The following is a 20,389-nucleotide window of genomic DNA, read 5'->3' as shown; positions in this document are numbered from 1 at the left end:
GGGGCCAATCGTGGCATCGGATACAGTATCGCAAAGCATCTGATCGCCTCGGGCATCGACGTGATTGGGACCTATCACTCCAATGAAGACGAGGCGAAAGCCGCCGAAGCAGCGCTGGGCGGTGAGAGCGCGAAGCTGCGGATGCTACGGCTGGATATCGCTGACCATGAGTCGTTCGCGGATTTTGCCGGGCAGGTCAAAGCGCTTCTCGCCCGTGAATTCGGACAGCGGACGCTGCGCTACGTGGTGCAGAACGCGGGCAATATCATTCATACCCGCTTCGATGCCGCGACTTCCGAGCAGCTCGATAACCAGTACAACATCCATTTCAAGGGCCCCTACCTGCTGACGGTGGCTCTTCTGCCACTCATCCGGGACGGCGGCCGTATTCTCAACATCACCTCTGCCGCGACACGCTTCTATCTGACGGATCATGGTCCCTATTCGGCCATGAAGGCCGCAACCGAAGTTATTTCGCTCTACATGGCGAAGGAGTTGGGTGAACGGGGCATTACCGTCAACGCCGTCGCACCTGGAGCGGTCGCATCGGATTTCGGCGGTGGGCTGGTCCGTGACGATGCCATGGTCAACAAAAGCCTCGCAGACATCACGCCGCTGGGGCGTGTCGGACAACCCGATGATATCGGAGCCGCTGTCCGGGCCCTTCTGTCTGACGACATGCGGTGGGTGAACGGTCAACGCATCGAGGTGACGGGAGGACAGTCGCTATGATGGCCGGACAGACACGATCGGGAGCCGCATCATGATTCACGTCATGGCCAGCAGCATCATTCCCGCCTCCGTTTCCTCTGTCTGGGGACTGATCCGTGATTTCGGTGCCTTGGGAAACTGGTTGCCGGGTGTGAAAAGCTGCGTGATCGAAGGCGCTGATCCCGGCGACCGCGTCGGCGCGATCCGTCGCCTTGAGATGGGCGATGTCGGCATGATCCGTGAACAGCTTCTGGCGTTATCCGACGTCGATCATGCGGTGACCTTCTCAATTATTGAGTCTGCCCTGCCGATCAGGAACTATCGGTCAACGATCAGTCTTCTTCCCATAACGAAGAGCGATCACACGTTCATCCAGTGGCGGGGGCAGTTCGAGGCGTCTGTCGAACATGCTGCCAGTATGGAGGCCCGGATGCCGACAGAGATCTATCAGCCAGCCTTCGACAGACTGGCTGGAATTCTGGCCTCGCTGGAGACGCAGTCATGAGCGGTTTTGAGGGCAGATCCGTTCTTGTGTTTGGCGGCAGACGCGGGATTGGGGGCGCCATCATGCGCCGTTTCGCTTCGGATACCAGGACATTCAAAGCCCCTGCCCTGTGGCAGGTAGATAAATACGTGAACGCCTGACATTTTCGCTTTCGATGCCAATCAAGGCTGCTCCAATGAAAATTTATGACTGGCCGACAGGGCCCTATCCAGCCCGTGTTCGGATTGCTCTGGCGGAAAAGAATCTCCAATCTGACGTCGAATTCGTGCCGATCAACTTATGGAAAGGCGAACATAAAACACCCGATTTTCTCGCCAAAAATTATTCCGGAACAGTGCCAGTTCTTGAACTCGAGCATGAAATCTATCTTGCCGAATGTACGGCGATCACGGTCTATCTTGATGCGCTCTGCGGGGAACCCGCACTGACCGGTCGGACGCCGCTTGAGAAAGGCGTGATCCACATGATGACCAAACGTGCCGAGATCGAGATGCTGGACGCCATCAGTGTCTATTTTCATCATGCCACACCTGGTCTCGGGCCCGATGTAGAACTCTACCAGAACCGGGAATGGGGCCTCCGTCAGCGTGATAAAGCTCTGCGCGGAATGCATTATTTCGATGCGTTACTGCGTAAACAGCCTTTCATAGCCGGTGAAGCTTTTTCGATGGCGGATATTGCAGTCATCGGGGGCTTTATATTCGCAGCCATCGTAAAGTTACCGATCCCGCAGGAGTGCGAGGCGCTTTTAACCTGGTTCACGAGGATGCAAGCTCGTCCGAGCGTCCGGGATCAGCTGGCAATTGTTCCGCCAAAGCACTGAGGAAGCAGTGTCCGAGCAGGTATGAAGCGAAATCAGCAGCTCTGCCTCTGGCTGCTATCCGACGTCGCGAAACCCATGTGCGACTTCGGATAGCGGACAAACTCATGGAGCATGCGTTTTTACGATACCGCCGATCGCGAGCCTGCGATGAGAATATCGACCAAGCGTTTCGCACTGTTCTCCCAGCCGGGACCGGCCGAAAAATTCGAAACCCCCGCCAAGGCACGAAGCAGATCCAGAGGCTCGATGTCGGCACGTAGTTCACCGGCTACGATGGCTGCGGCTACAAGTCTGTTGACTGCGGCTTTGAGAACGTCGCCGGAATGCGCATAGAGAGCCCCTGTTCCCCCAACCAACCCGTTGAGCGCGGGGGCGATGACCTGCTTGGCGGCGATGTAATCCACGAACAGTCGCATCCATGCGCGCAGCGCCTCCACCGGCGGATGCTGCGCAGCCAGCACCGGGGCCGCTTCAGCAAGGCGGTCCAGTTCAGCGCGATACACTGCCTCGATAAGAGCGTCACGATTGGGAAAGTGACGGTAGAGCGTGCCGATGCCTACGCCTGCGCGCCGTGCAACTTCATCCAGAGGAATGTCTACTTCCCCCATCGTAAACGCGGTTTTGGCCACATCCAGGAGATGCTCCCGGTTGCGCTGTCCGTCGCTGCGCGGTCGGCGACGAGGCTTTTTCACGTCGGTCACCTGTCCTCCTCTTGTTAAACGGAGTAATGCTCCGTATATTTAAAACGGAGCGATGCTCCACATAAGACATTCCATGCCGTTTCAGCAAGGAATGGATGCACCATTTCAGGGAGTTCCACCCATGACTCAGATTTTTGGCGCAACCTCAACGACCGATGATGTTCTCTCCGGCGTGTCTCTCAAGGACAAGCGCGTTCTCGTGACCGGCGTTTCTGCCGGATTGGGTGTCGAAACAGCCCGGGCGCTGGTGGCTCATGGCGCGCAGGTCGTGGGCGCAGTGCGCGATCTTGCGAAAGCGGAGCACGCAACCGATCAGGTCCGCGCGGCTGCGGCGCAGGGCGGCGGCGCGTTCGAACTTATTGCGCTGGACCTTGCAGATCTGGCGAGCGTGCGCACCTGCGCCGACCGTCTGAACGCGCAAGGCGCGCCCTTCGACCTGATTATTGCCAATGCGGGCGTCATGGCAACGCCGTTCGGACATACGAAAGACGGTTTCGAGACCCAGTTCGGTACCAACCATCTGGGACATTTCGTTCTGATCAACCGGATCGCCGGACTGCTGCGGGACGGCGCGCGACTGGTTAATGTGTCCTCAGCCGGACATCGCTTCGCCGATGTCGATCTGGACGATCCGAATTTCGAACATACGCCTTACGTGCCGTTCGTGGCCTATGGGCGCTCCAAGACCGCCAACATTCTCTTTGCCGTCGCCTTTGATGCGCGGCATCGCTCACGGGGCGTGCGGGCAACGGCAGTTCACCCCGGGGGAATCATCACGGAACTGGTGCGGCACATGGCTCCTGGCGAGATCGAAGCCATGGTGAGCCAGATCAACGAGCAGGCCGTTGCCGAAGGCCATGAGCCATTCCAGTTCAAGACTGTTCCGCAGGGTGCGGCAACCTCGGTGTGGGCGGGTGTCGTGGCAGAAGCCGATGCCGTGGGTGCGCATTACTGCGAGGATTGTCACGTCAGCGATGTCGTGCCGAACGACCAGCCGATCAGTCTGGTCAATGCGGGGGTACGCGCCTATGCTCTCGATCCGGCACACGCCGAGGCCCTCTGGACAAAGAGCGAGGAAATGGTCGGCGAACGCTTCGCCTGACGCGTTCGCACGAACAACGCTTCGGTACAGCACCGGTTTACCGCTGTACCCGGGACGCCGACGGCCACCGTAAGCCGTCGGCTCCGCCTATCCATGAGGATGTCCATACTCGTGCGCATTATCGTATTCGGCCTGCTCCTGTCGATCGTGATCCTGAACTGGTTATGGCCCCTCCCTTTCCCGGTGGCCGTGAAACTCCTGGTGGCCGTCTTCGTCATCGTGGCATCGCAATACCAGTTCTGGAGCAGGCTCTCCTCCGGCTCGGTGTTCGCACCGGAGTTTCCGAAACCACTTATCATCCTGTTCAACTGGGCGGTCGGGACAATCCTGTTTCTCACGATGTTTCAGCTCGCACTCGATCTCGGGGCGCTGGTGGTTGCGCTGGTTAGGTGGCAGCCGGTTCGTATCGGCACTGAAGCCCGTATCGCGGTGGGTGGACTGGCCGGGGTGCTCGCGGCCATCGGCGTCACCAATGCGCTGCGGGTGCCGCACGTCAGGGACGTGACCGTCACCATACGCGGATTATCTCCGCGGTTCGATGGATACAGACTGCTCCAGTTGAGTGATCTGCACATCACGCGGCTTTTCTCTGCGGGATGGGCTGCTCGTGTCGTAGCGCGCGCCAACGCGGCCGATGCCGATCTGGTCGTCGTAACGGGGGATTTCATCGACGGGTCGGTGGACATGCGCCGTGCCGACATCGCACCGCTCGCGGAACTGCGTGCGCCCGATGGCGTACTGGCCGCTCCGGGCAACCATGAATATTTCTTCGATTATGCAGCCTGGATGCGCCATCTGTCGGCACTGGGTTTCGATGTACTGGAAAACCAGCACAGGATCATTACGCGCGGAACGGCCCAGTTGGTAATCGCGGGCGTGACGGATCGCTCGGCGTGCAGGCACGGACAGGTGGGACCGGATCTTGACGCCGCGCTGGCGGACTGTCCTGCCCACGCGCCGGTTGTGCTGCTCGATCATCAACCCGGCGACGCCCGGGTCGCGGCGGCTCGTGGTGTGGCGATTCAGCTTTCGGGCCATACGCATGGCGGTATGATCCGCGGCCTCGACCGTCTCGTCGCGCGGGGCAATAACGGCTTTGTCTCCGGACGCTACCAGGTGGGCGACATGACGCTCTATGTCAGCAACGGGACCGGTCTATGGCCCGGCTTCGCGCTGCGCCTGGGCGTGCCAGCCGAAATCACGCGGTTTCATCTTCAGGCGGGATTATAGCCTGCATTTCAGGACGGAGATCCCGCGGAAGACCGGTCAGATGCGCCAAGCGAAAATGCAAGCGCTGAAACCGTATCGAAATCATGTTCGGACGCGTCGAGAACTGGAGACATGTCGCAACACGCTCCGACAGATGTCCAACCGTCTTCTGCTTGGCCATCTGTCTCACAGCAACCATCATGTTCTGGTTATGAGTTCCAGGCTTAAAACCGCTTCCTGGCATTTAGCGCCGGATAAAAAATGACCGCCACAAGACACCCGACGAACCATGATATTCCAGGTAAGTCCGAAAAGACGGGAAGAAAACTTGTGAGGTTGGCCAAGACTGTTGAAACACAAAGCGTGAAGATAGCTGAGCGATTAATACCGTTCCTGTACCAGTAACGACCGCGGGAAGAGAGTGTATACAGATCCGGAACAGAGATAAATCTGTTAGCGACAAGAAAATAGTCTGCGATGAGGATCCCGTAGAACGGACCGATCAGACTGGCGAGGAAGTCCAGTGTGAAGTGCATGGCTACAGGACTGTTATAGAGATTCCAGGGCGTGAGAAAAACGGAAAGAAGTGCTGCACCCAGACCGGCAAGTCGCCAGTTAATCTTTTCAGGCGCAAGGTTCGAAAAATCGAAAGAAGCCGATACGAAATTGACGACTACGTTGATCCCTGCAGTTGCCATCATAAAAGCAAGAATTCCGATCCCGATCACGACTTCATTATCTGTTCTGGCAACGGCTTCAACAGGGTCTGAGACGCGCATGCCAAAGGCCGGAACAGTCAAAGCGATTGTAGAAAGTGTCAGAGCCGTGAAAGCCAGAAAATTAACGGGAAGGCCCCAGAAATTACCCCGCCTGATGTCCCGTGTACTCTTTGCGTATCGGGCGAAATCACCAAAATTGAGCATTGGGGCGGAGAAGTAGGAGACAGTCAAAGTGATGGTCATGAGAACCGACAGAGCCATCCCGTGCTGCGAGGGGCCGTAGCCGGTCAGGCTCATGGTTTGCCCGATGGCATGCAGCCCGGCTGTTAGTCCAACCCTTTGCAGCAGATAGACATCAAGCGCCAGCATGACGACATATATGAGGGGGCCTGCCCATTCAGTAAAATGCTTGATCGCGTCGATGCCGCGCCAGAAAACAGCGGCCTGCAAGCACCACAGGATCAGAAAAGCCAGCCAGCCCAGAGCGGAAAGACCAGCGATACCATGCTGGGTAAGGTCTGCCCAGGGAGCCAGAGAAGGGCATGATTTGAGAAGAAGGACAACGAGTGCGTTTGAAGCCAGCCATGTCTGAATTCCGTACCAGCAGACCGCGATGATACCTCGAACAAAAGCAGGAACAAGCGCGCCTCTTACGCCGAATGACGCGCGACACACAACGGGAAACGGCGCTCCGGTCTGCTGGCTGGGAATGGCGATGAGATTGCAGAACAACTGTACCACCACAATCCCAAGAACGAGTCCTATGGTGACGGCCGCCCCCGGAAGTCCTCCGGCAAACAGATTACCCAACGTGACATACGTACCAACGCTATGGACATCCGACATCCAGAAAGAAAGATAGTCGAACCACGACCAGTTGCGTGTCTTCGCCGGAAGGAGTGTCTCGTTGGAAAGGCGGGGATCGGCGTCCGAGAGCCATATATCGGAAGCAGTATTAAGCATCAGGCGGCCTTTCCTGCGATCTGTCTGTAAATGTGGTGATTGAGGCAGGTTCTGGCTTGTGCTGAGCGACCCCTGCCACATCGAAGCGTGAAGTCAGGACTCATGAGGCATCCCGCTTCCAGATGTAACCGATTGTTTCCCTCAACCAGGGCTCCGTGATCCTGAAGAATGATGACGGGAATGACGTCTTGCATGGACGGGTTCTCTTCTGGCCAGAACAGGCGACCGGAGAGTAATGCTCCGGTCAGCTTATATTTAGAACCCGGTACGGAATGTCACGATAGCGTAAAAATTGCTTAGGGTATTGTATGTAGGAGAAGAGCCGGCGATTTCCGTTCCATAAATACCACGGGTCGTATGAGCATTGAGTTTGACGCTGTTGATCGCGGAATAAGCCTTGGTGTTTGAGAGATTGTTGATCCAGAGCATGACTTCGGGAGACTTCATGAAGGAGAGTTGACGACCGAGCCATGTGTCATGGTTGAGACGTGCTCCGACAGTCAGATTTTCGGTGACAAGTTTGGGAAGAGCTTCGTCATTCATGAAAGTTGAATACTGACGGGAGAAGTAAGTGAGATCGAAATTCCAGAAGAAGGTTCCGTTATCCCAGTCGATGCCCAGAGACGTTGTCCATTTCGGAGCGTTCGTCGAGATTTTGCCTTTGGTCGGCAGATAATCATTGCCGACACGGATGTTGTTGTTGATGACCGAATGTAAATACTGGGCCGAGACATACGGGCGAAAATGGTAGAACGGGCGTGTTCCGAGTTCGACATCGAAGCCATCGCTTGTCTGGCCGCCGCCGTTGATGTTTTCCGCGATCTGCTGATTGCCCAGATACCCGTATGTGGAGATCTGACGGTTCGTAAAGTTATAATGGAAATAAGTCAGGGAGCCGACAAAAATACGGTCATTATATCGCACGCCGGCTTCTTCCGAGATGGAATATTCTTCCTTGACCGCGTTGCTTCCCTTGGAAGCATACCCACCCGTATTCGGATTGAGGGTGGTGAGAAGATAACTGTCTGGCGGAGCCTTGGCGCCCGTGGCGACGCCTGCGAACACCTGCCAGTTCTTGTTGATCTGATAATGGCCGCCTAGCTGAGGCAAAAGCTGGAGTTCGTTAAGTCCGATCTTATAGGGTAGTCCCGGGAGACGCTGGGTTGCATTACGGTTCAGCATGGTCACGCGCATACCGCCGTCAATCACCAGTTTGTCGTGCAAAAGCTTCAGCGTATCTCCAGCAAAGAGAGCATGTGTCGTGGTGATATCACTGTAATTGGCTGTGTAGTAATTCTGGCCATTGGGCATTTTCAGGGTCTGGCTCGACCATCCCCATGGCGTGAAGGGGGAGCCGTCCCGATTGACGCCGGTATAGCCCGTAAGGTCCGTGGAATTATCATAATCAAACCAGTAGCCAAAATACGGATGGTTTGCGCCAAGATCCAGGGTCGCCTTGGTTACGACACCGCCGCGCATTTCATTCAGGCTAGAATAGGATTCTGCATTCCCGGACGTCGTGCCCGAAAGCTGATTGGGAATGACCATACCCGTGACCTGTTGGTTGCCGTAGTAGACGGTATTCCCGAGATCCGTGCCAGCCCCGTAAACCTTGTAATTATAGGCCGTATAGGGCGTGACTTCGAGGTGAAGCTTGCCAATACGGAATTTTGCGGGCGCCATGAGATTGTAAGTACGCGAATGAAGCCAGTTCTGCTTCCAGTAGTCGGTGTTTTGTGCTTTTGGGTCGTAGTAACGTGCGAGTTGGTTACTCCATCCGAGCTTGTGCCAGTTCGCCATGGTCGTGCTCCAGTAAGGCTCATTACCGGCAAGCCCGCGCATAAATCCCCCGATGAGCGACACCCTGTTATCAGCGTCCCATTCTTTCAGGACGTGAAAGTCGAGATGCTGGAAACTTTCCTGACCGGGTCCGCGATAAAATGAATCGTGCTGGTTGGAAGCGGAAATAAAGGCCCGAACCCCGGAATGTCCCCATTCCCCCGTGTCAACACGGACAAACTGACGCGTGTAGTCGCGGGATCCCGCACCAAAATCGACCAGACCACCGAATTTTTTCGACGGATCCCGGGTGTTCAACGTGAACATGCCGCCGGAGCCATTGATGGCTGCTGTGTCGAGATTTGATGACCCTGGCTGCGCCGTTACAGTGCCGATATTCTCGCTGTCTACGACCCATGCAAGGTCAAGGTTATAACCGCCGACGCTGGATAAAGGCATACCATTGTAGGTATTGGCGATTTCGTCCTGCGTCAGACCACGCATGGACAAGGCAGATTTTTCATGACCTGCGGGATCGGTATTGGCGACCACGACGCCAGGCATCATTTTTGCGAAGTTGTAGGCGTTCTGCGCCGGGGCCTGTTTGGCGATGTAATCCTGGGAAACCGTGCTGCGAGCCTTTGGCGCATCCTGCAGATGAATGAGCCCGCCCCCTGCCGCGTGGCGGGTCACGCCGGACGGCGTGCTTTCTGCGCGGACATCGATAACTTCAGGTGAAGAGTTACTGATATCGTGAGGCTTGCCGGGCGCATGCCGGGATGGCGTCCGAGTAGCGCCTCCATGAGGGAGCGAAGTTGTCCTCCTGACATGATGGGAAGAATAGCCCGCGCTATCGGCGCCCTGCGCCGGAACAACAAACAGATCCGTTCCCGTGGCAAGCATGACACTCGTCAGAAGCGTCGCGCGAAAGGTCCAGATTCGGGGTTTCATACAGCGCATCCCGGGATTCCTTATAGTGCGCGCTAAGAAGGCGCGGTTCGAGCTGTGCAGACAGGAACTGATTGCGGTCCTGACACATTACGAAAAAAGAATGACCAACCAGCGCGATTCATGTCAACAACAAATGTTAACAATCTTATGGAAATTATTACCCTTCCAGCAGCAGAGATGCCAGGTCGCTGCCCAGATTGTTGACTGCAAGCGGAGCATTCAGCCCTCCTCCAGGCACGGGCGGCCTGCTCACGATTGATGCCAGGCTTTCCTCGAAGGAGCAGTACACCGGCACGGGCAGGCAAGCGGCCAGTTCGGACCGAAAGCCAATCATCCCCGCCCCTCCGATTAGGATCTGATCCGCGCCCTCCTTTTCGATCAGATCGCGAGATACGCTCAGCAGGGCCTGAACTGTCTGGGCGTGCTGCAGTGACGCCCGCTCCCCGCTATCGGGTGTTGTCCTGATCCCTGCAACACTGTCGGTGAAACCTTCCGTAGCGACCAGATTGGCGAGCATGGGCCCCCAGGCTTTGCCCCCTGTGACAATTCCGGTTCGACCGCCTTTCGCCCTGCACCCAAGGAGAGAAGCCCGGGCCATGCCGGTCACCGAGCATCTGGCAATGTCGCTCAGCGCGTCCAGACCCGGGTCACCGAAACAGGCAACAAGGATCGTCGTATCCGGCCGAAGGGCTGAGGCGCTCTTGCGGGAGGCGTGCGCGAATGCATCCAGTGTGGCATAAGCCGCAATAACATGTGAGGTACGGCAGGCAATATATCGGGCCCCGAGGCGTGCGGTAACGCCGTCGACGGTGTAAGAGTCCGGCAAGAGGTTCCGGGCATGGCTCACAAGCTTTGCTGTCAGCTTCTGGTCGGTGTTGGGGTTGAGAATAAGGAGGTGCCGCGTGGGATCCGTTTCCGGTCTCGTATTCACGGGGATAGCTACTCCGATGGGGTTGTCATGGGCCAGACTCTGGTCGGAAATTGAATAGATTGTTAACAATCATTGTTTGCAATGTAAACCGATATTGGGGTGAGATTGGGTGCCGTCGGTGAAAACGGGGGGAAGCATGAGTGCTATACTGACAGCCGGAGCGCTGCGGGATGACGGGTTGGTGCAGGAGGAAAGTACTATTGCGCAGGCGTTGCGCGATGCCATTCTCGAGCGCCGACTGACGCCAGGAACCCGACTTCCGGAAGAACAACTCGCCGAAATCTTTTCCTCTTCACGCGGTCGCATTCGTCGGGTTTTGCTGGCCCTGTCACAGGAGCATATTGTTGTGATTCAGGCGTCGCGAGGGGCTTTCGTGGCCTCACCCGACGCAGCCGAAGCCCGTGCCGTTCTTGCAGCACGCCGCATGATCGAAGTTGCCGTCATGGAACGTCCGTGCCAGCCACTGACGGAGGAGGCGACTGCGATTTTGCGCGCCATCATGGTGGAAGAACGTCAGGCACATGCGGACCACGACACGGTGGCCATGATCCGCTGGTCAGGACGGTTTCATCTCGAACTTGCTCTGGCACTTGGCAATGAGGTCATTGCAGATATCATTTCAGAACTGAGCCTTCGAACATCATTGATCATAGCAATCTATGAACGGCAGAATGCGATGTGCTGCCTGAAAGAAGATCATGAACTTCTTCTTGAAGCCGTCTGTGCTCGGGAGTGGATAAAGGCTGGTCGTCTGATGTCGCGACACCTTATGGAAATCGAACAAAATCTTGATTTCTCATCTCCAACTCCCTCGGCCACTTCGCTGAGTATGATTTTGAAGCCAACCCCTGTCGCGATCCGGGAATAAGGGGAGAGCCTGTTAGGCCTTGATGTATCTGCTGTGGGCGCGATGGGATGACGGAGAGAAGGGCATGGCTGTCTTCTCGTATCGGGTCGCGCCTTAAGCCCATTTCAGGCAGACGACTTCAGGATCGTTCTTCATTAGCAGAATGACAGAACGAAATCGCGGATCCAGAGATCTTCAGGGAATTTCTGCTAGGCATACCCACGGTCACAGATGGCATGGATCGGTGGGGCTGGCAGATCGTCAAACAGGGCACAGGCACACGGCAGTTCATGTGCCTATGCGAAGGACAGCGTCCTGCCATAGCCATCTGAGGCTACGCCAACCATGGTGCCAGAACCTCCGCGTGAGCGGCCAAGAGCTTCATGATCCCTGTTTCTGATCTTTTCAAAGAACCGCTGCCACACACCATGATTCGACCAGACCAGACTTGATCAGAAAAGACAGACGACATCATCCTCCCTACAAAGATCTATGCAGCCGTTCTGCCATTCAAGACCTGACAGGCGCCAGAAACCCATATCCGTTCCGTACCGCAAGCGCCTGATCCTCACCATAAGTACAGATCCTAATCAAAATTTCATAATGAACGGAAATACAATATAAATAATTTATTACTTTTGATAAAATAATAAAAAATATTCCATAAATCACGATTTAAAAGACGTTGTATTTCAGGACCAGTATCGTCCCGGTTTCCCTTCCTTGCTGAAACCCTGTCGGGAACCGAGCTGAATGAATGCCATTGTCATCACCGCGCTGAGGCGACCGCTCACCTTTGTCGTCCTGTCGATCATGATCGTGATGCTTGGCGTCATGTCCATTTTCAAGACACCGACCGATGTCTTTCCGAACATCAACATCCCCGTCGTCTCGGTCGTCTGGACGTATGGCGGGATGTTGCCCGAGCAGTTCGCCGGACGCATCATCTATAATTACGAACTCAATGTGACCTCGACCGTCGAAGGCATCGAGCACATGGAGTCCAACTCCTACTACGGACGTGGGATCGTCAATATCTACTTCCAGCCGGGGACCGATATCGGCCCGGCGGAGGCGGATGTCGTCGCCATTTCCCAGACCGTGATCCAGCAGTTGCCGACGCATATTCCTGCACCGATGGTCATGCGGCTTGAGGCGTCATCCGTACCGGTCATTTCGCTTCAGATCACGTCCGACAAGCAGACCCCGTCGGATCTGTTCAAGCTCGGCGTCATTTCCGTCCGGCCGCTTCTGGTCACGGTACCCGGCTCTGTCGTCGCCCACCCCTATGGCGGCATGGACAGCTTTGTCATGATTGCGCTGAACCAGGCGCAGCTTCGGGCGCATCACCTGTCCGCCATGGATGTTCAGGCCGCCATGCGCGACCAGAACATCGTCCTGCCGGCCGGTGACCAGAAGATCGATGCGACCGACTGGATGGTGCAGACCAACGCCACTCCCACCAGCATGAAAGCCATTGGCGACATTCCGGTGAAGCGCGTGGGCAATGCGGTCATCTATATCCATGACGTGGCGGATGTGTATCGCGGCGGCCATCCGCAGACGAACGTGGTTCTCGTCAAGGGCCGTCAGGGCGTGGAAATCGTCGTCATGAAAGGCGGCGGGGCCTCGACGCTGGATGTCGTCAATGGCGTGAAGAACCTTCTGCCGCGCCTGCGCCGCATCCTGCCACCGGACGTTCACGTCTCGGTCCTGACGGATGCCTCGACCTTCGTGAAGGATTCCATCAAGGACGTCGTGCGTGAAATGGTCACGGCCGCGTTCCTGACGGGTCTCGTGGTCCTGCTCTTCCTGGGTTCGTGGCGCTCGACGATCATCATTGCGACGTCGATTCCGCTGGCCATCCTGTGCTCCATCATCGGGCTGGGCTGGGCCGGACAGTCCATCAATGTCATGACGCTTGGCGGTCTGGCGCTGGCGGTTGGTATTCTCGTGGATGACGCTACCGTCATGATCGAGAACATCGATACCCATCTTGAAATGGGCAAGAGTCTCGAAGACGCCATCATCGATGCGGCGAACCAGATCGTAGTCGCGACATTCGTTTCCACGACCTGCATCTGCATCGTGTGGCTGCCGCTGTTCGAGCTGGACGGCGTGGCAGGCTTCCTGTTCCGGCCGATGGCGATGGCCATCATGTTCGCCATGATCGCCTCCTTTATCCTGTCGCGGACGCTGGTTCCGACGATGGCGAAATACCTGCTGACAGATCACGTTCATACCGGCCTGCATGGTGAGGAGCATGAAGCCCTTCACATGGACCAGACGGTTGCGGGCGGCCCGCGCAAGGGCTTCCTTGGGCGCTTTCAGCAGGGTTTCGAGCGTGGTTTTACCCGCTTTCGGGAAGGCTATAACCGTCTTCTCACCCGCTGCGTCGAGCGGCGCATTGCCTTCGTAGGTGTGTTTCTTGGCGTCTCGCTGCTGTCACTCGGCCTTTATGCCACCGCAGGGCGGGACTTCTTCCCTGAGACGAAATCTGGCCTTCTGCAGATGCACATGCGCGCGCCTCTGGGCATGCGGATTGAGGTTGCGGGCCGGATTGCGGCACTCGTGGATGACCGCATCCACAAGATCCTGCCTGGCAAGGTCGAGGACATCATCAGCAATTGCGGCCTGCCGGAAGGTCCGCACAACCAGGCCTTCATTCCAACACCCAGCATCGGAACGCAGGACTGCGACCTGACCATTACGCTCAGGGACGAGGCCTCGCCGGTCTGGGATTATCGCCGCCTGCTGCGCAGGGATCTCTCGGCGCAGTTTCCCGGTACGGTCTTTACGTTCCAGCCGGCTGATCTGACGGCCAAGATCCTGAACTTCGGAGCACCCTCTCCGATCGACATTCAGGTTTCCGGGCCGGATATCCGCCAGAACTACGCCTATGCGCGCTCCATCCTCGGTCAGCTCCGGCATATTCCGGGGGCGGCGGATGTCGTGATCCAGCAGACCATGAAGACGCCGACCCTCATGGTTCAGGGCAACCGGACCTTCAGCCAGGCGACCGGCCTGACCGAGGCCGATCTTGCCAATAACGAACTGATGGCGCTGTCGGGAAGCTCCACGGTCGATCCGCAATACTGGCTGGATCCGAGCGACAACGTGACCTTCCCGCTCAATGTCTATGTCTCGCAGGATCAGCTCACCCATCTGACGGATCTGATGACGATCCCCGTGGACAAGGGCGATGGAGACCCGAGTGGCACCCAGACCCAGCTTCTCGGCGCCATCAGTGCGATCAAGGCGACGGGGACGCCAGGTGAGGTCTCGCACTACAACTCCATGCCGGATATCGACATCTATGTGTCCGCGGAAGGGACCGATCTGGGCTCCGTTCTCGATGGAGTGCACAAGGTCCTGAACGACACGGCGAAGACCGTTCCGACATCCGCTCAGGTGGATGTCCGCGGTCAGGCCACGACCATGCACGGGGCTTACAACCAGCTTGTGCTTGGCCTCGCCGTCTCGGTGGTGCTGATCTATCTGCTGATCGTGGTGAATTTCCAGTCCTGGCTGGATCCATTCATCATCATCACGGCCCTCCCCGGCGCTCTGGCCGGGATCGCCTGGGCGCTGTTCCTCACCCACACGCGCCTCTCCGTCCCTGCGCTGACGGGGGCTATCATGTGCATGGGCACCGCGACCGCGAACTCGATCCTCGTGGTGTCCTTCGCCCGCGAGCGGATCGAGGAACATGGCGATGCCCTGCGCGCCGCCGTGGAAGCCGGCTACGGGCGTATCCGGCCCGTCATCATGACCGCTCTGGCCATGGTGGTCGGCATGGTGCCGATGGCGATTTCCAACTCCACCAATGCTCCGCTCGGCAAGGCCGTGATCGGCGGTCTGATCGTCGCCACCATCTCGACCCTGCTGTTCGTCCCCTGCGTCTACGCAATCCTCCACAACCGTCCCGCGCGCCACAAGGAGACAGTCTGATGGCCTCCCTTTCCCGTAAGTTCATTCTTGGCGCGGGAGCCTGCGCCGTGGGCCTCTACGTCGCATTTCTCGTCGTCGACCGCGTCCATGCCGTCAGCACCCTGCGCGCCGAAACCAATGCCGGTGCCATCCCTGACGTGTCAGTCGTCTCGCCGCACCGGACGAGCCCGAAAGTGTCCCTGACGCTGCCTGGCAATATCGATGCCTGGTATCAGGCGCCGATCTATCCGCAGGTCTCAGGCTATGTGAAGATGTGGTACAAGGACTATGGCGCGCATGTGAAACAGGGCGACGTTCTGGCGGAAATCAACGCGCCGGCGCTCGATGCCGAATATGCGCAGGCCAAGGCCAGCCTTGCGTCCGTCATGGCGAAATACAACCTGGCGTCCGTCACGGCGAACCGCTGGCGTGCGATGGGCAAGTCCCAGTCTGTTTCCGGCCAGTCGGTTTCGGTCGCCAATGCGAATGAACAGTCTGCCAATGCCGAAGTGCAGGCCGCACAGCGCAATGTGGATCATTTCGAGGCGCTCGAACGATTCAAGCAGCTCGTGGCTCCTTTTGACGGGATCGTTACGGCGCGTTCGGTCAATGTTGGCGATTACGTCCATAATGGCGGCGGTGGTCTGAACGCGACCGGTAGCGCATCCGAACTCTTTACCGTGGCGGATACGGACAAGCTGCGCCTGTTCGTATCGGTCCCGGAAGTCTTCTCCTATGTCCTGCAGGACGGCATGACCGCACAGGTCACCGTGCCGCAATATGCGGGCAGGACGTTTACGGCGAAGTATCTGACGACATCCAAGGGATACGACCCCAACACCCGCACGGCCATTGCGGAATTCGTACTCGATAATCCCGGTCATCTGCTGTGGCCCGGCACCTTTGCCTCCGTTGCCCTGACGGCGAAGAACACGGACGCCAACCTGTATGAAATCCCGAGCGGCAGTCTCGTTTTTGAGGAAAAAGGCATGCAGGTCGCGGTTGTGGATGCCACCAGCCATGTTCATTACGCCAATGTGCAGGTGGGGCGCATGGCGGACAGTTCGACGGAGATCCTGAGCGGCCTCAAGCCGACGGATCGCATCATCAACAATCCGCCTGCCGATCTGCTGGAAGGCGATGTGGTGCATGTTGTCACCCCGGCGCGCGGCTATAATGAAAGCGGCTTCGCATCCGACACGGACTCCTCCGACAATGACGGGGACGAATGATGATCCCAGCCACCTTCCGACGCTTCGCCCTCACTGGTGGGTCAGCCCTTGCACTGATCAGCCTCTCGGCCTGCGATCTGGCCCCTACTTACAGAACCCCGAACTTTGTCGTGCCCTCAAGCTGGCAGGGTCAGTCCCCTTTCGCTGTTGCGACGCCTGCAGATACGGCGCTGCCCGCCAACTGGTGGACCATGTTTCAGGACCCGCTGCTGAACGATCTTGAAGCGCGGGCCACGGCTGATAACGGGGATATCCAGGCGGCGGCCGAGCGCTTCATTCAGGCGCGCTCACTTGTTGTGGCGGCCCGGTCCGAACTGCTGCCCCATGCCAGTCTGGATGCCGGGGCTTCGGACAACAAGCAGTCCGCCGACCGGCTGTTCCGCAATGGCGCCACCCTGACGCAGACCAGCGAGGATTATGGGGGTCTGGTGTCATGGGAGCCTGATTTCTGGTCGTCCATCCGCAACCGCGTGCGGGCGCAGAAGCAGTTCGCCCAGCAGCGCGCAGCCGATTTCGCCATGGCGCGCCTGAGCACGCAGGCCGAACTGGCACGCGATTATATCCAGTTGCGCGGTTATGATGCGCAGGATGCGATTTATGAGCAGTCCATCGGCTATTACGAGCGTGCCGTTCGCATCACGGAAAACCAGGTTCAGAATCAGGCGGCCCCGCGCCTCGATCTGGCGCGGGCGCAGGCACAGCTCTACACCACACAGGCGGCACGGCTGGATATTCAGGCGGCGCGGCAGGTCATGGAACATGCGATCGCGGTGCTGACCAACACGTCACCGTCGAGCTTCCATATTCCCGCCAGACCCGAATTTCATTTCATCCAGCCGACGATCCCAGCGGATGTGCCTTCAACCCTGCTTCAGCGTCGCCCGGACATTGCGGCGTCCGAGCGCGAAATGGCGCAGGCCAACCGGGAGATCGGCATTGCGCGTGCGGCGTTCTATCCGCATATCGCGCTCAAGCTGAATGGTGGGTTTGAGGCCAATGGATTTGATCTGGCCAATCTTGCGAACTCGCTGTGGACGTATGGCGCGAGCTTCCACATGCCGCTGTTCGATGGCGGCCTGCGTCGGGCGGAGCTTCAGAGGACATGGTCGGCCTATCGCGAGACCCGCGATACGTATCGGATGAAAGTCCTGTCAGCGTTCCGCGAAGTGGAGGATGGTCTCTCCCGGACCGAGCGCCTGACGAAGGAAAATGCCGCGCTGGAACAGGCGGTCAAGGCCAATCTCGCCACGCAGAACATGACCATGACGCTCTATCAGGGCGGTGTTGGAACCTATCTTGAAGCCATCTTCAGTCAGGAGAACACACTGGAAAGCCGCATCCATCAGGTCGAGGTTGCGACCCGGCTGTATCACGCGGATGTGGACCTGATCCGCAGCCTCGGTGGTGGCTGGAACGTAAAGGATCTGCCGACGATGGACCAGACCCTCTCCATCGCTCCGCTGCAATACGACAACCTGCACCACCCCAAGTCTGTCGGAGACGTCAATGTCTCACAACACCCCGAACAGTTTGAAAACCTGACCGGGATCAAAGGCAGCCCTGATATTTCGGTTAATAAATGATTTTTGATGAGGTCACGTTGAGAAAAATCTGACCCAGAGCTTTGCTGTGGTGAGATTGAGAAAGTTCATGAAAGACAAGGCCATCCTGTCGTAGCGGGTTACGATACGCCGCATCTACCATCTGCCTGATGGCATAACCGGCAGGATCTCGTAGATCAGCAGATTCTGCCGGAAACAGTCGCCGTCATAGCCTCGATCAGCCAGCATGGGTCTGGGGGGCGGTACAGGGAGTTTCATCAGAGCGACTGTGATTTTGTGATCCGAGAACCTGCCCTCTGATACGGCCAAAACCCAGAGGGCGTCCCTGATCGTCACATCGGGCATGGACTTTGCCCGTAAAGCCGCCGTGTGATCGCGCAATTGAAATCTATGCGAGGTACGAACTGATCTTGCCGCACAGACTTCCATGTATGCTTCTCAACGCATCAGGAAAATAATGACACCTACAGCCAGCAGAATCAGCATGGCACCGGAAACACGTTCCAGCCACGGCAGCACCCGCGCGAAGCGCCGCAGAATGGCCCGGTTACCGATCGTGACCGCCACCAGCAGATCCCACAGCAGCACGACGCTGAACATCCAGATGCCATAGAACGCTTTCCAGCCTGCGCTGGCCTGTGGCCCAGTCAGCATTGCAGCCAGACTGGCGTAAAATAATGCGTTCTTGGGGTTGAGGATCCCTGACAGGAAGCCTGTGCCGGCGGCGCGGCGCCAGGCGCCGAAGTGAAGACTGGATCGGGCGACATGGCCATCCTGAGTCAGCACACTTCCCAAGCCGCTGGTGCCAGCATGACGAATAAACAGCACCCCAAGATAGAGCAGATAAGCGCAGCCGGTCAGTTGAAGGATCACGAACCAGGCACTGTCCTGTTTCAGCGCGGCAAGCCCGGCAAATGCAGCTACGATGAACACGCCATTGGCGACCGCAATACCCAGGCAGGCACCGCTGGCGACCCGCCAGCCGGAAGACAGCGAGTTTCGGGCGATCAGGAAGAAGTCGGGGCCAGGAGAAAGCAGCGCCAGGAAATGCGCTGCGGCGATCATCAGGAATTGCTGCATTCAGGACACACCCGTCGTTTTTTCCACGGAGTGTGCAGGCCAGGGCATCTTCTGTATTGAAGAAAATTTCAGCTCCGCCGTCTTCGGCGTCAGGCTCGGAAACGGCCAGGTGTTACACCAGCATAAGCCTTGAACACTCGCTGGAAGTGAGCCTGATCCGCAAATCCAAGGTGCTGGGCGACGTCTGCAAGGCTGTTCTCGCTTTGAATCCACTCCTTGGCGAGGTTGACGCGCTGGTTAAGCTGCCAAGCGTGCGGTGTCATGCCGGTAACGACGCGGAATGCCCGGATTACCTGATAGCGGCTCATGCCTGCCAGGGCTGCCAATTTATCCAAGGTAGTAGTGACGGTGGGCCACGCACACAGATAATCCAGGGCCGGTTGAATCTGCTCGGCCAGGTTCGCGGGAACAAGTGGTCTTTCAATAAGAAGCCCCTGTTCGCTGTCGTAGTCTTCGACGAACTCGATCAGTGCGACCTCCTTCTCGATCGGATCGGCTTCTCCGAACAGCAACGTATTGAGGCGACAGAGGCGCGCATAGATCACCGGGTCGGTTACAATGCGCACCGGCTCATCTTCCATCGCCTCGGCTCGAACATACTCCTGCCGAACAGTCTGGAGCCACGTGGCATCCAGATGGAGCATCTGATAGCTCCAGGCTGTGTCGGGAGCAGGATTGCACGCATGAACACGCGATGCCGGTACGAAGACGAGAGTACCAGGAGACAGGAGGACCGGGCCGCTGGCAGCGCCTGTGAAAACGCTGGTGCCCTCATCGACGGCACCAATTGAAAAGGTCGGATGATGATGGGGCTTGTAACAGGCCCAGCTCTGGCAGGCGCGGCGACTCTCGACGAAAGGCAGGCTCTGATCACGCCAGAATGCTTGGGCATCGCTGTGCTGGCGTACACGGTACGGACGGCTAGTCGTTATTTGGAGATCGGCGTCCACACAGTCCTCACATGTTGTTGTTCTGAAGCCAAATCAGACAGTGTGCTCGCTGAGCAGCGACATACCGCCTGCACCTCACCGAAAAAGAACCGGAAATCAACGCCAACCTTACGTTCTTTCAGGACAAAAGCCGACAACGGCATACCCCATCGGACCAGAACCAGTTCCCTGCCCTCTTCTCCATTCCGGACAATCGGTGCCGAATAGTCCAGATAGGTTTCCAGCATGGGCGGAAGGTTACCGGTATGGTCGTCAGGCACTCTGGCTACAGCGCAGATCTTGTCCTGCGACGAGGTCTGGGCATACAGGTTACACATGCTCGCTTCGTTGTTCAGAGCCCATCAGGTGCCGCGCGATCCCACTGAGGGTCTTCCGCCTTTCTGTCTGAGAGAAC

General features: G+C 57.6%; 16 protein-coding genes and 1 pseudogene. 10 read left to right on the top strand and 7 right to left on the bottom strand.

What is annotated here, in order from left to right; genetic code table 11:
- From ABF859_RS13515 to ABF859_RS13505, 3 genes are all read left to right on the top strand, one after another.
- Nucleotides 1-732: SDR family NAD(P)-dependent oxidoreductase (locus ABF859_RS13515; protein WP_415528229.1), on the top strand; the 732-nt coding region annotated here is incomplete at its 5' end.
- A gap of 31 nt (nt 733-763) precedes the next feature.
- Nucleotides 764-1,216 (top strand): SRPBCC family protein, encoded by a 453-nt coding sequence (locus ABF859_RS13510; protein WP_415528228.1) that lies wholly within the window; start codon nt 764-766, stop codon nt 1,214-1,216.
- A 175-nt stretch (nt 1,217-1,391) separates the two neighbouring features.
- A complete protein-coding gene (locus tag ABF859_RS13505) occupies nt 1,392-2,039 on the top strand; it encodes a glutathione S-transferase (protein WP_415528227.1) in 648 nt (215 codons plus the stop codon).
- A 119-nt stretch (nt 2,040-2,158) separates the two neighbouring features.
- Here ABF859_RS13505 and ABF859_RS13500 read toward each other — a convergent pair whose 3' ends face one another.
- Nucleotides 2,159-2,740, bottom strand: coding sequence for a TetR/AcrR family transcriptional regulator (locus ABF859_RS13500; RefSeq protein WP_415528226.1), 582 nt, complete (start codon nt 2,738-2,740; stop codon nt 2,159-2,161).
- Nucleotides 2,741-2,861: 121 nt separating this feature from the next.
- On the opposite strand from ABF859_RS13500, the gene ABF859_RS13495 reads away from it, so the two are divergent.
- The 3 genes and pseudogenes from ABF859_RS13495 to ABF859_RS13485 all read left to right on the top strand — a co-directional run.
- A complete protein-coding gene (locus tag ABF859_RS13495; protein ID WP_415528225.1) occupies nt 2,862-3,842 on the top strand; it encodes an SDR family NAD(P)-dependent oxidoreductase in 981 nt (326 codons plus the stop codon).
- Nucleotides 3,843-3,953: 111 nt separating this feature from the next.
- Nucleotides 3,954-5,072 carry a metallophosphoesterase gene (locus ABF859_RS13490; RefSeq protein ID WP_415528224.1) on the top strand — a complete coding sequence of 373 codons (1,119 nt, stop codon included), beginning with the start codon at nt 3,954-3,956 and terminating at the stop codon, nt 5,070-5,072.
- Nucleotides 5,063-5,266, top strand: a pseudogene (locus ABF859_RS13485) (transposase); the annotation flags it as partial. The gene ABF859_RS13490 and the pseudogene ABF859_RS13485, both read left to right, overlap by 10 nt.
- A 9-nt stretch (nt 5,267-5,275) precedes the next feature.
- Here the strand turns inward: ABF859_RS13485 and ABF859_RS13480 are convergent.
- The 3 genes from ABF859_RS13480 to ABF859_RS13470 form a co-directional block, all read right to left on the bottom strand.
- Complete coding sequence (locus ABF859_RS13480; RefSeq protein WP_415528223.1) at nt 5,276-6,733, bottom strand: NCS1 family nucleobase:cation symporter-1; 1,458 nt, start codon at nt 6,731-6,733, stop codon at nt 5,276-5,278.
- Between the two features lie 255 nt (nt 6,734-6,988).
- Nucleotides 6,989-9,463 carry a TonB-dependent receptor gene (locus ABF859_RS13475; protein WP_415528222.1) on the bottom strand — a complete coding sequence of 825 codons (2,475 nt, stop codon included), beginning with the start codon at nt 9,461-9,463 and terminating at the stop codon, nt 6,989-6,991.
- A 157-nt stretch (nt 9,464-9,620) separates the two neighbouring features.
- A complete protein-coding gene (locus ABF859_RS13470; protein ID WP_415528221.1) occupies nt 9,621-10,394 on the bottom strand; it encodes an aspartate/glutamate racemase family protein in 774 nt (257 codons plus the stop codon).
- Nucleotides 10,395-10,530: 136 nt separating this feature from the next.
- Here ABF859_RS13470 and ABF859_RS13465 point away from each other — a divergent pair, with 136 nt between their 5' ends.
- The 4 genes from ABF859_RS13465 to ABF859_RS13450 all read left to right on the top strand — a co-directional run bounded on the left by ABF859_RS13465 (nt 10,531) and on the right by ABF859_RS13450 (nt 17,986).
- Nucleotides 10,531-11,262, top strand: coding sequence for a GntR family transcriptional regulator (locus ABF859_RS13465; RefSeq protein ID WP_415528220.1), 732 nt, complete (start codon nt 10,531-10,533; stop codon nt 11,260-11,262).
- Between the two features lie 732 nt (nt 11,263-11,994).
- Complete coding sequence (locus tag ABF859_RS13460) at nt 11,995-15,192, top strand: efflux RND transporter permease subunit (protein WP_415528219.1); 3,198 nt, start codon at nt 11,995-11,997, stop codon at nt 15,190-15,192.
- Nucleotides 15,192-16,403, top strand: a complete 1,212-nt coding sequence (locus tag ABF859_RS13455; protein ID WP_415528218.1) for an efflux RND transporter periplasmic adaptor subunit — start codon at nt 15,192-15,194, stop codon at nt 16,401-16,403. Before ABF859_RS13460 ends, ABF859_RS13455 begins: the two co-directional genes overlap by 1 nt.
- Nucleotides 16,403-17,986: an efflux transporter outer membrane subunit gene (locus ABF859_RS13450; RefSeq protein ID WP_415528230.1), complete on the top strand. Its 1,584-nt coding sequence runs from the start codon at nt 16,403-16,405 to the stop codon at nt 17,984-17,986. The genes ABF859_RS13455 and ABF859_RS13450 overlap by 1 nt, the downstream gene beginning before the upstream one ends.
- Before the next feature lie 417 nt (nt 17,987-18,403).
- On the opposite strand, the gene ABF859_RS13445 is transcribed toward ABF859_RS13450, so the two are convergent.
- The 3 genes from ABF859_RS13445 to ABF859_RS13435 all read right to left on the bottom strand — a co-directional run bounded on the left by ABF859_RS13445 (nt 18,404) and on the right by ABF859_RS13435 (nt 20,222).
- Nucleotides 18,404-19,045: a LysE family translocator gene (locus ABF859_RS13445; protein ID WP_415528217.1), complete on the bottom strand. Its 642-nt coding sequence runs from the start codon at nt 19,043-19,045 to the stop codon at nt 18,404-18,406.
- An 89-nt stretch (nt 19,046-19,134) separates the two neighbouring features.
- Complete coding sequence (locus tag ABF859_RS13440) at nt 19,135-19,995, bottom strand: AraC family transcriptional regulator (protein ID WP_415528216.1); 861 nt, start codon at nt 19,993-19,995, stop codon at nt 19,135-19,137.
- Nucleotides 19,974-20,222: a hypothetical protein gene (locus ABF859_RS13435; RefSeq protein WP_415528215.1), complete on the bottom strand. Its 249-nt coding sequence runs from the start codon at nt 20,220-20,222 to the stop codon at nt 19,974-19,976. Before ABF859_RS13435 ends, ABF859_RS13440 begins: the two co-directional genes overlap by 22 nt.
- Nucleotides 20,223-20,389: the final 167 nt, after the last annotated feature.

The organism is Gluconobacter sp., assembly GCF_047722525.1.
GTDB lineage: Bacteria > Pseudomonadota > Alphaproteobacteria > Acetobacterales > Acetobacteraceae > Gluconobacter.
This window is presented reverse-complemented; position numbering and strand designations above follow the sequence as displayed.

What these genes read in the sequence shown, in the direction of transcription:
- ABF859_RS13460 (WP_415528219.1), top strand. Translation starts at nt 11,995, where the DNA reads ATGAATGCCATTGTCATCACCGCGCTGAGGCGACCGCTCACCTTTGTC.
- ABF859_RS13505 (WP_415528227.1), top strand. Translation starts at nt 1,392, where the DNA reads ATGAAAATTTATGACTGGCCGACAGGGCCCTATCCAGCCCGTGTTCGG.
- ABF859_RS13465 (WP_415528220.1), top strand. Translation starts at nt 10,531, where the DNA reads ATGAGTGCTATACTGACAGCCGGAGCGCTGCGGGATGACGGGTTGGTG.
- ABF859_RS13475 (WP_415528222.1), bottom strand. Translation starts at nt 9,463, where the DNA reads ATGAAACCCCGAATCTGGACCTTTCGCGCGACGCTTCTGACGAGTGTC.
- ABF859_RS13445 (WP_415528217.1), bottom strand. Translation starts at nt 19,045, where the DNA reads ATGCAGCAATTCCTGATGATCGCCGCAGCGCATTTCCTGGCGCTGCTT.
- ABF859_RS13435 (WP_415528215.1), bottom strand. Translation starts at nt 20,222, where the DNA reads ATGCTGGAAACCTATCTGGACTATTCGGCACCGATTGTCCGGAATGGA.
- ABF859_RS13455 (WP_415528218.1), top strand. Translation starts at nt 15,192, where the DNA reads ATGGCCTCCCTTTCCCGTAAGTTCATTCTTGGCGCGGGAGCCTGCGCC.
- ABF859_RS13450 (WP_415528230.1), top strand. Translation starts at nt 16,403, where the DNA reads ATGATCCCAGCCACCTTCCGACGCTTCGCCCTCACTGGTGGGTCAGCC.
- ABF859_RS13510 (WP_415528228.1), top strand. Translation starts at nt 764, where the DNA reads ATGATTCACGTCATGGCCAGCAGCATCATTCCCGCCTCCGTTTCCTCT.
- ABF859_RS13480 (WP_415528223.1), bottom strand. Translation starts at nt 6,733, where the DNA reads ATGCTTAATACTGCTTCCGATATATGGCTCTCGGACGCCGATCCCCGC.
- ABF859_RS13495 (WP_415528225.1), top strand. Translation starts at nt 2,862, where the DNA reads ATGACTCAGATTTTTGGCGCAACCTCAACGACCGATGATGTTCTCTCC.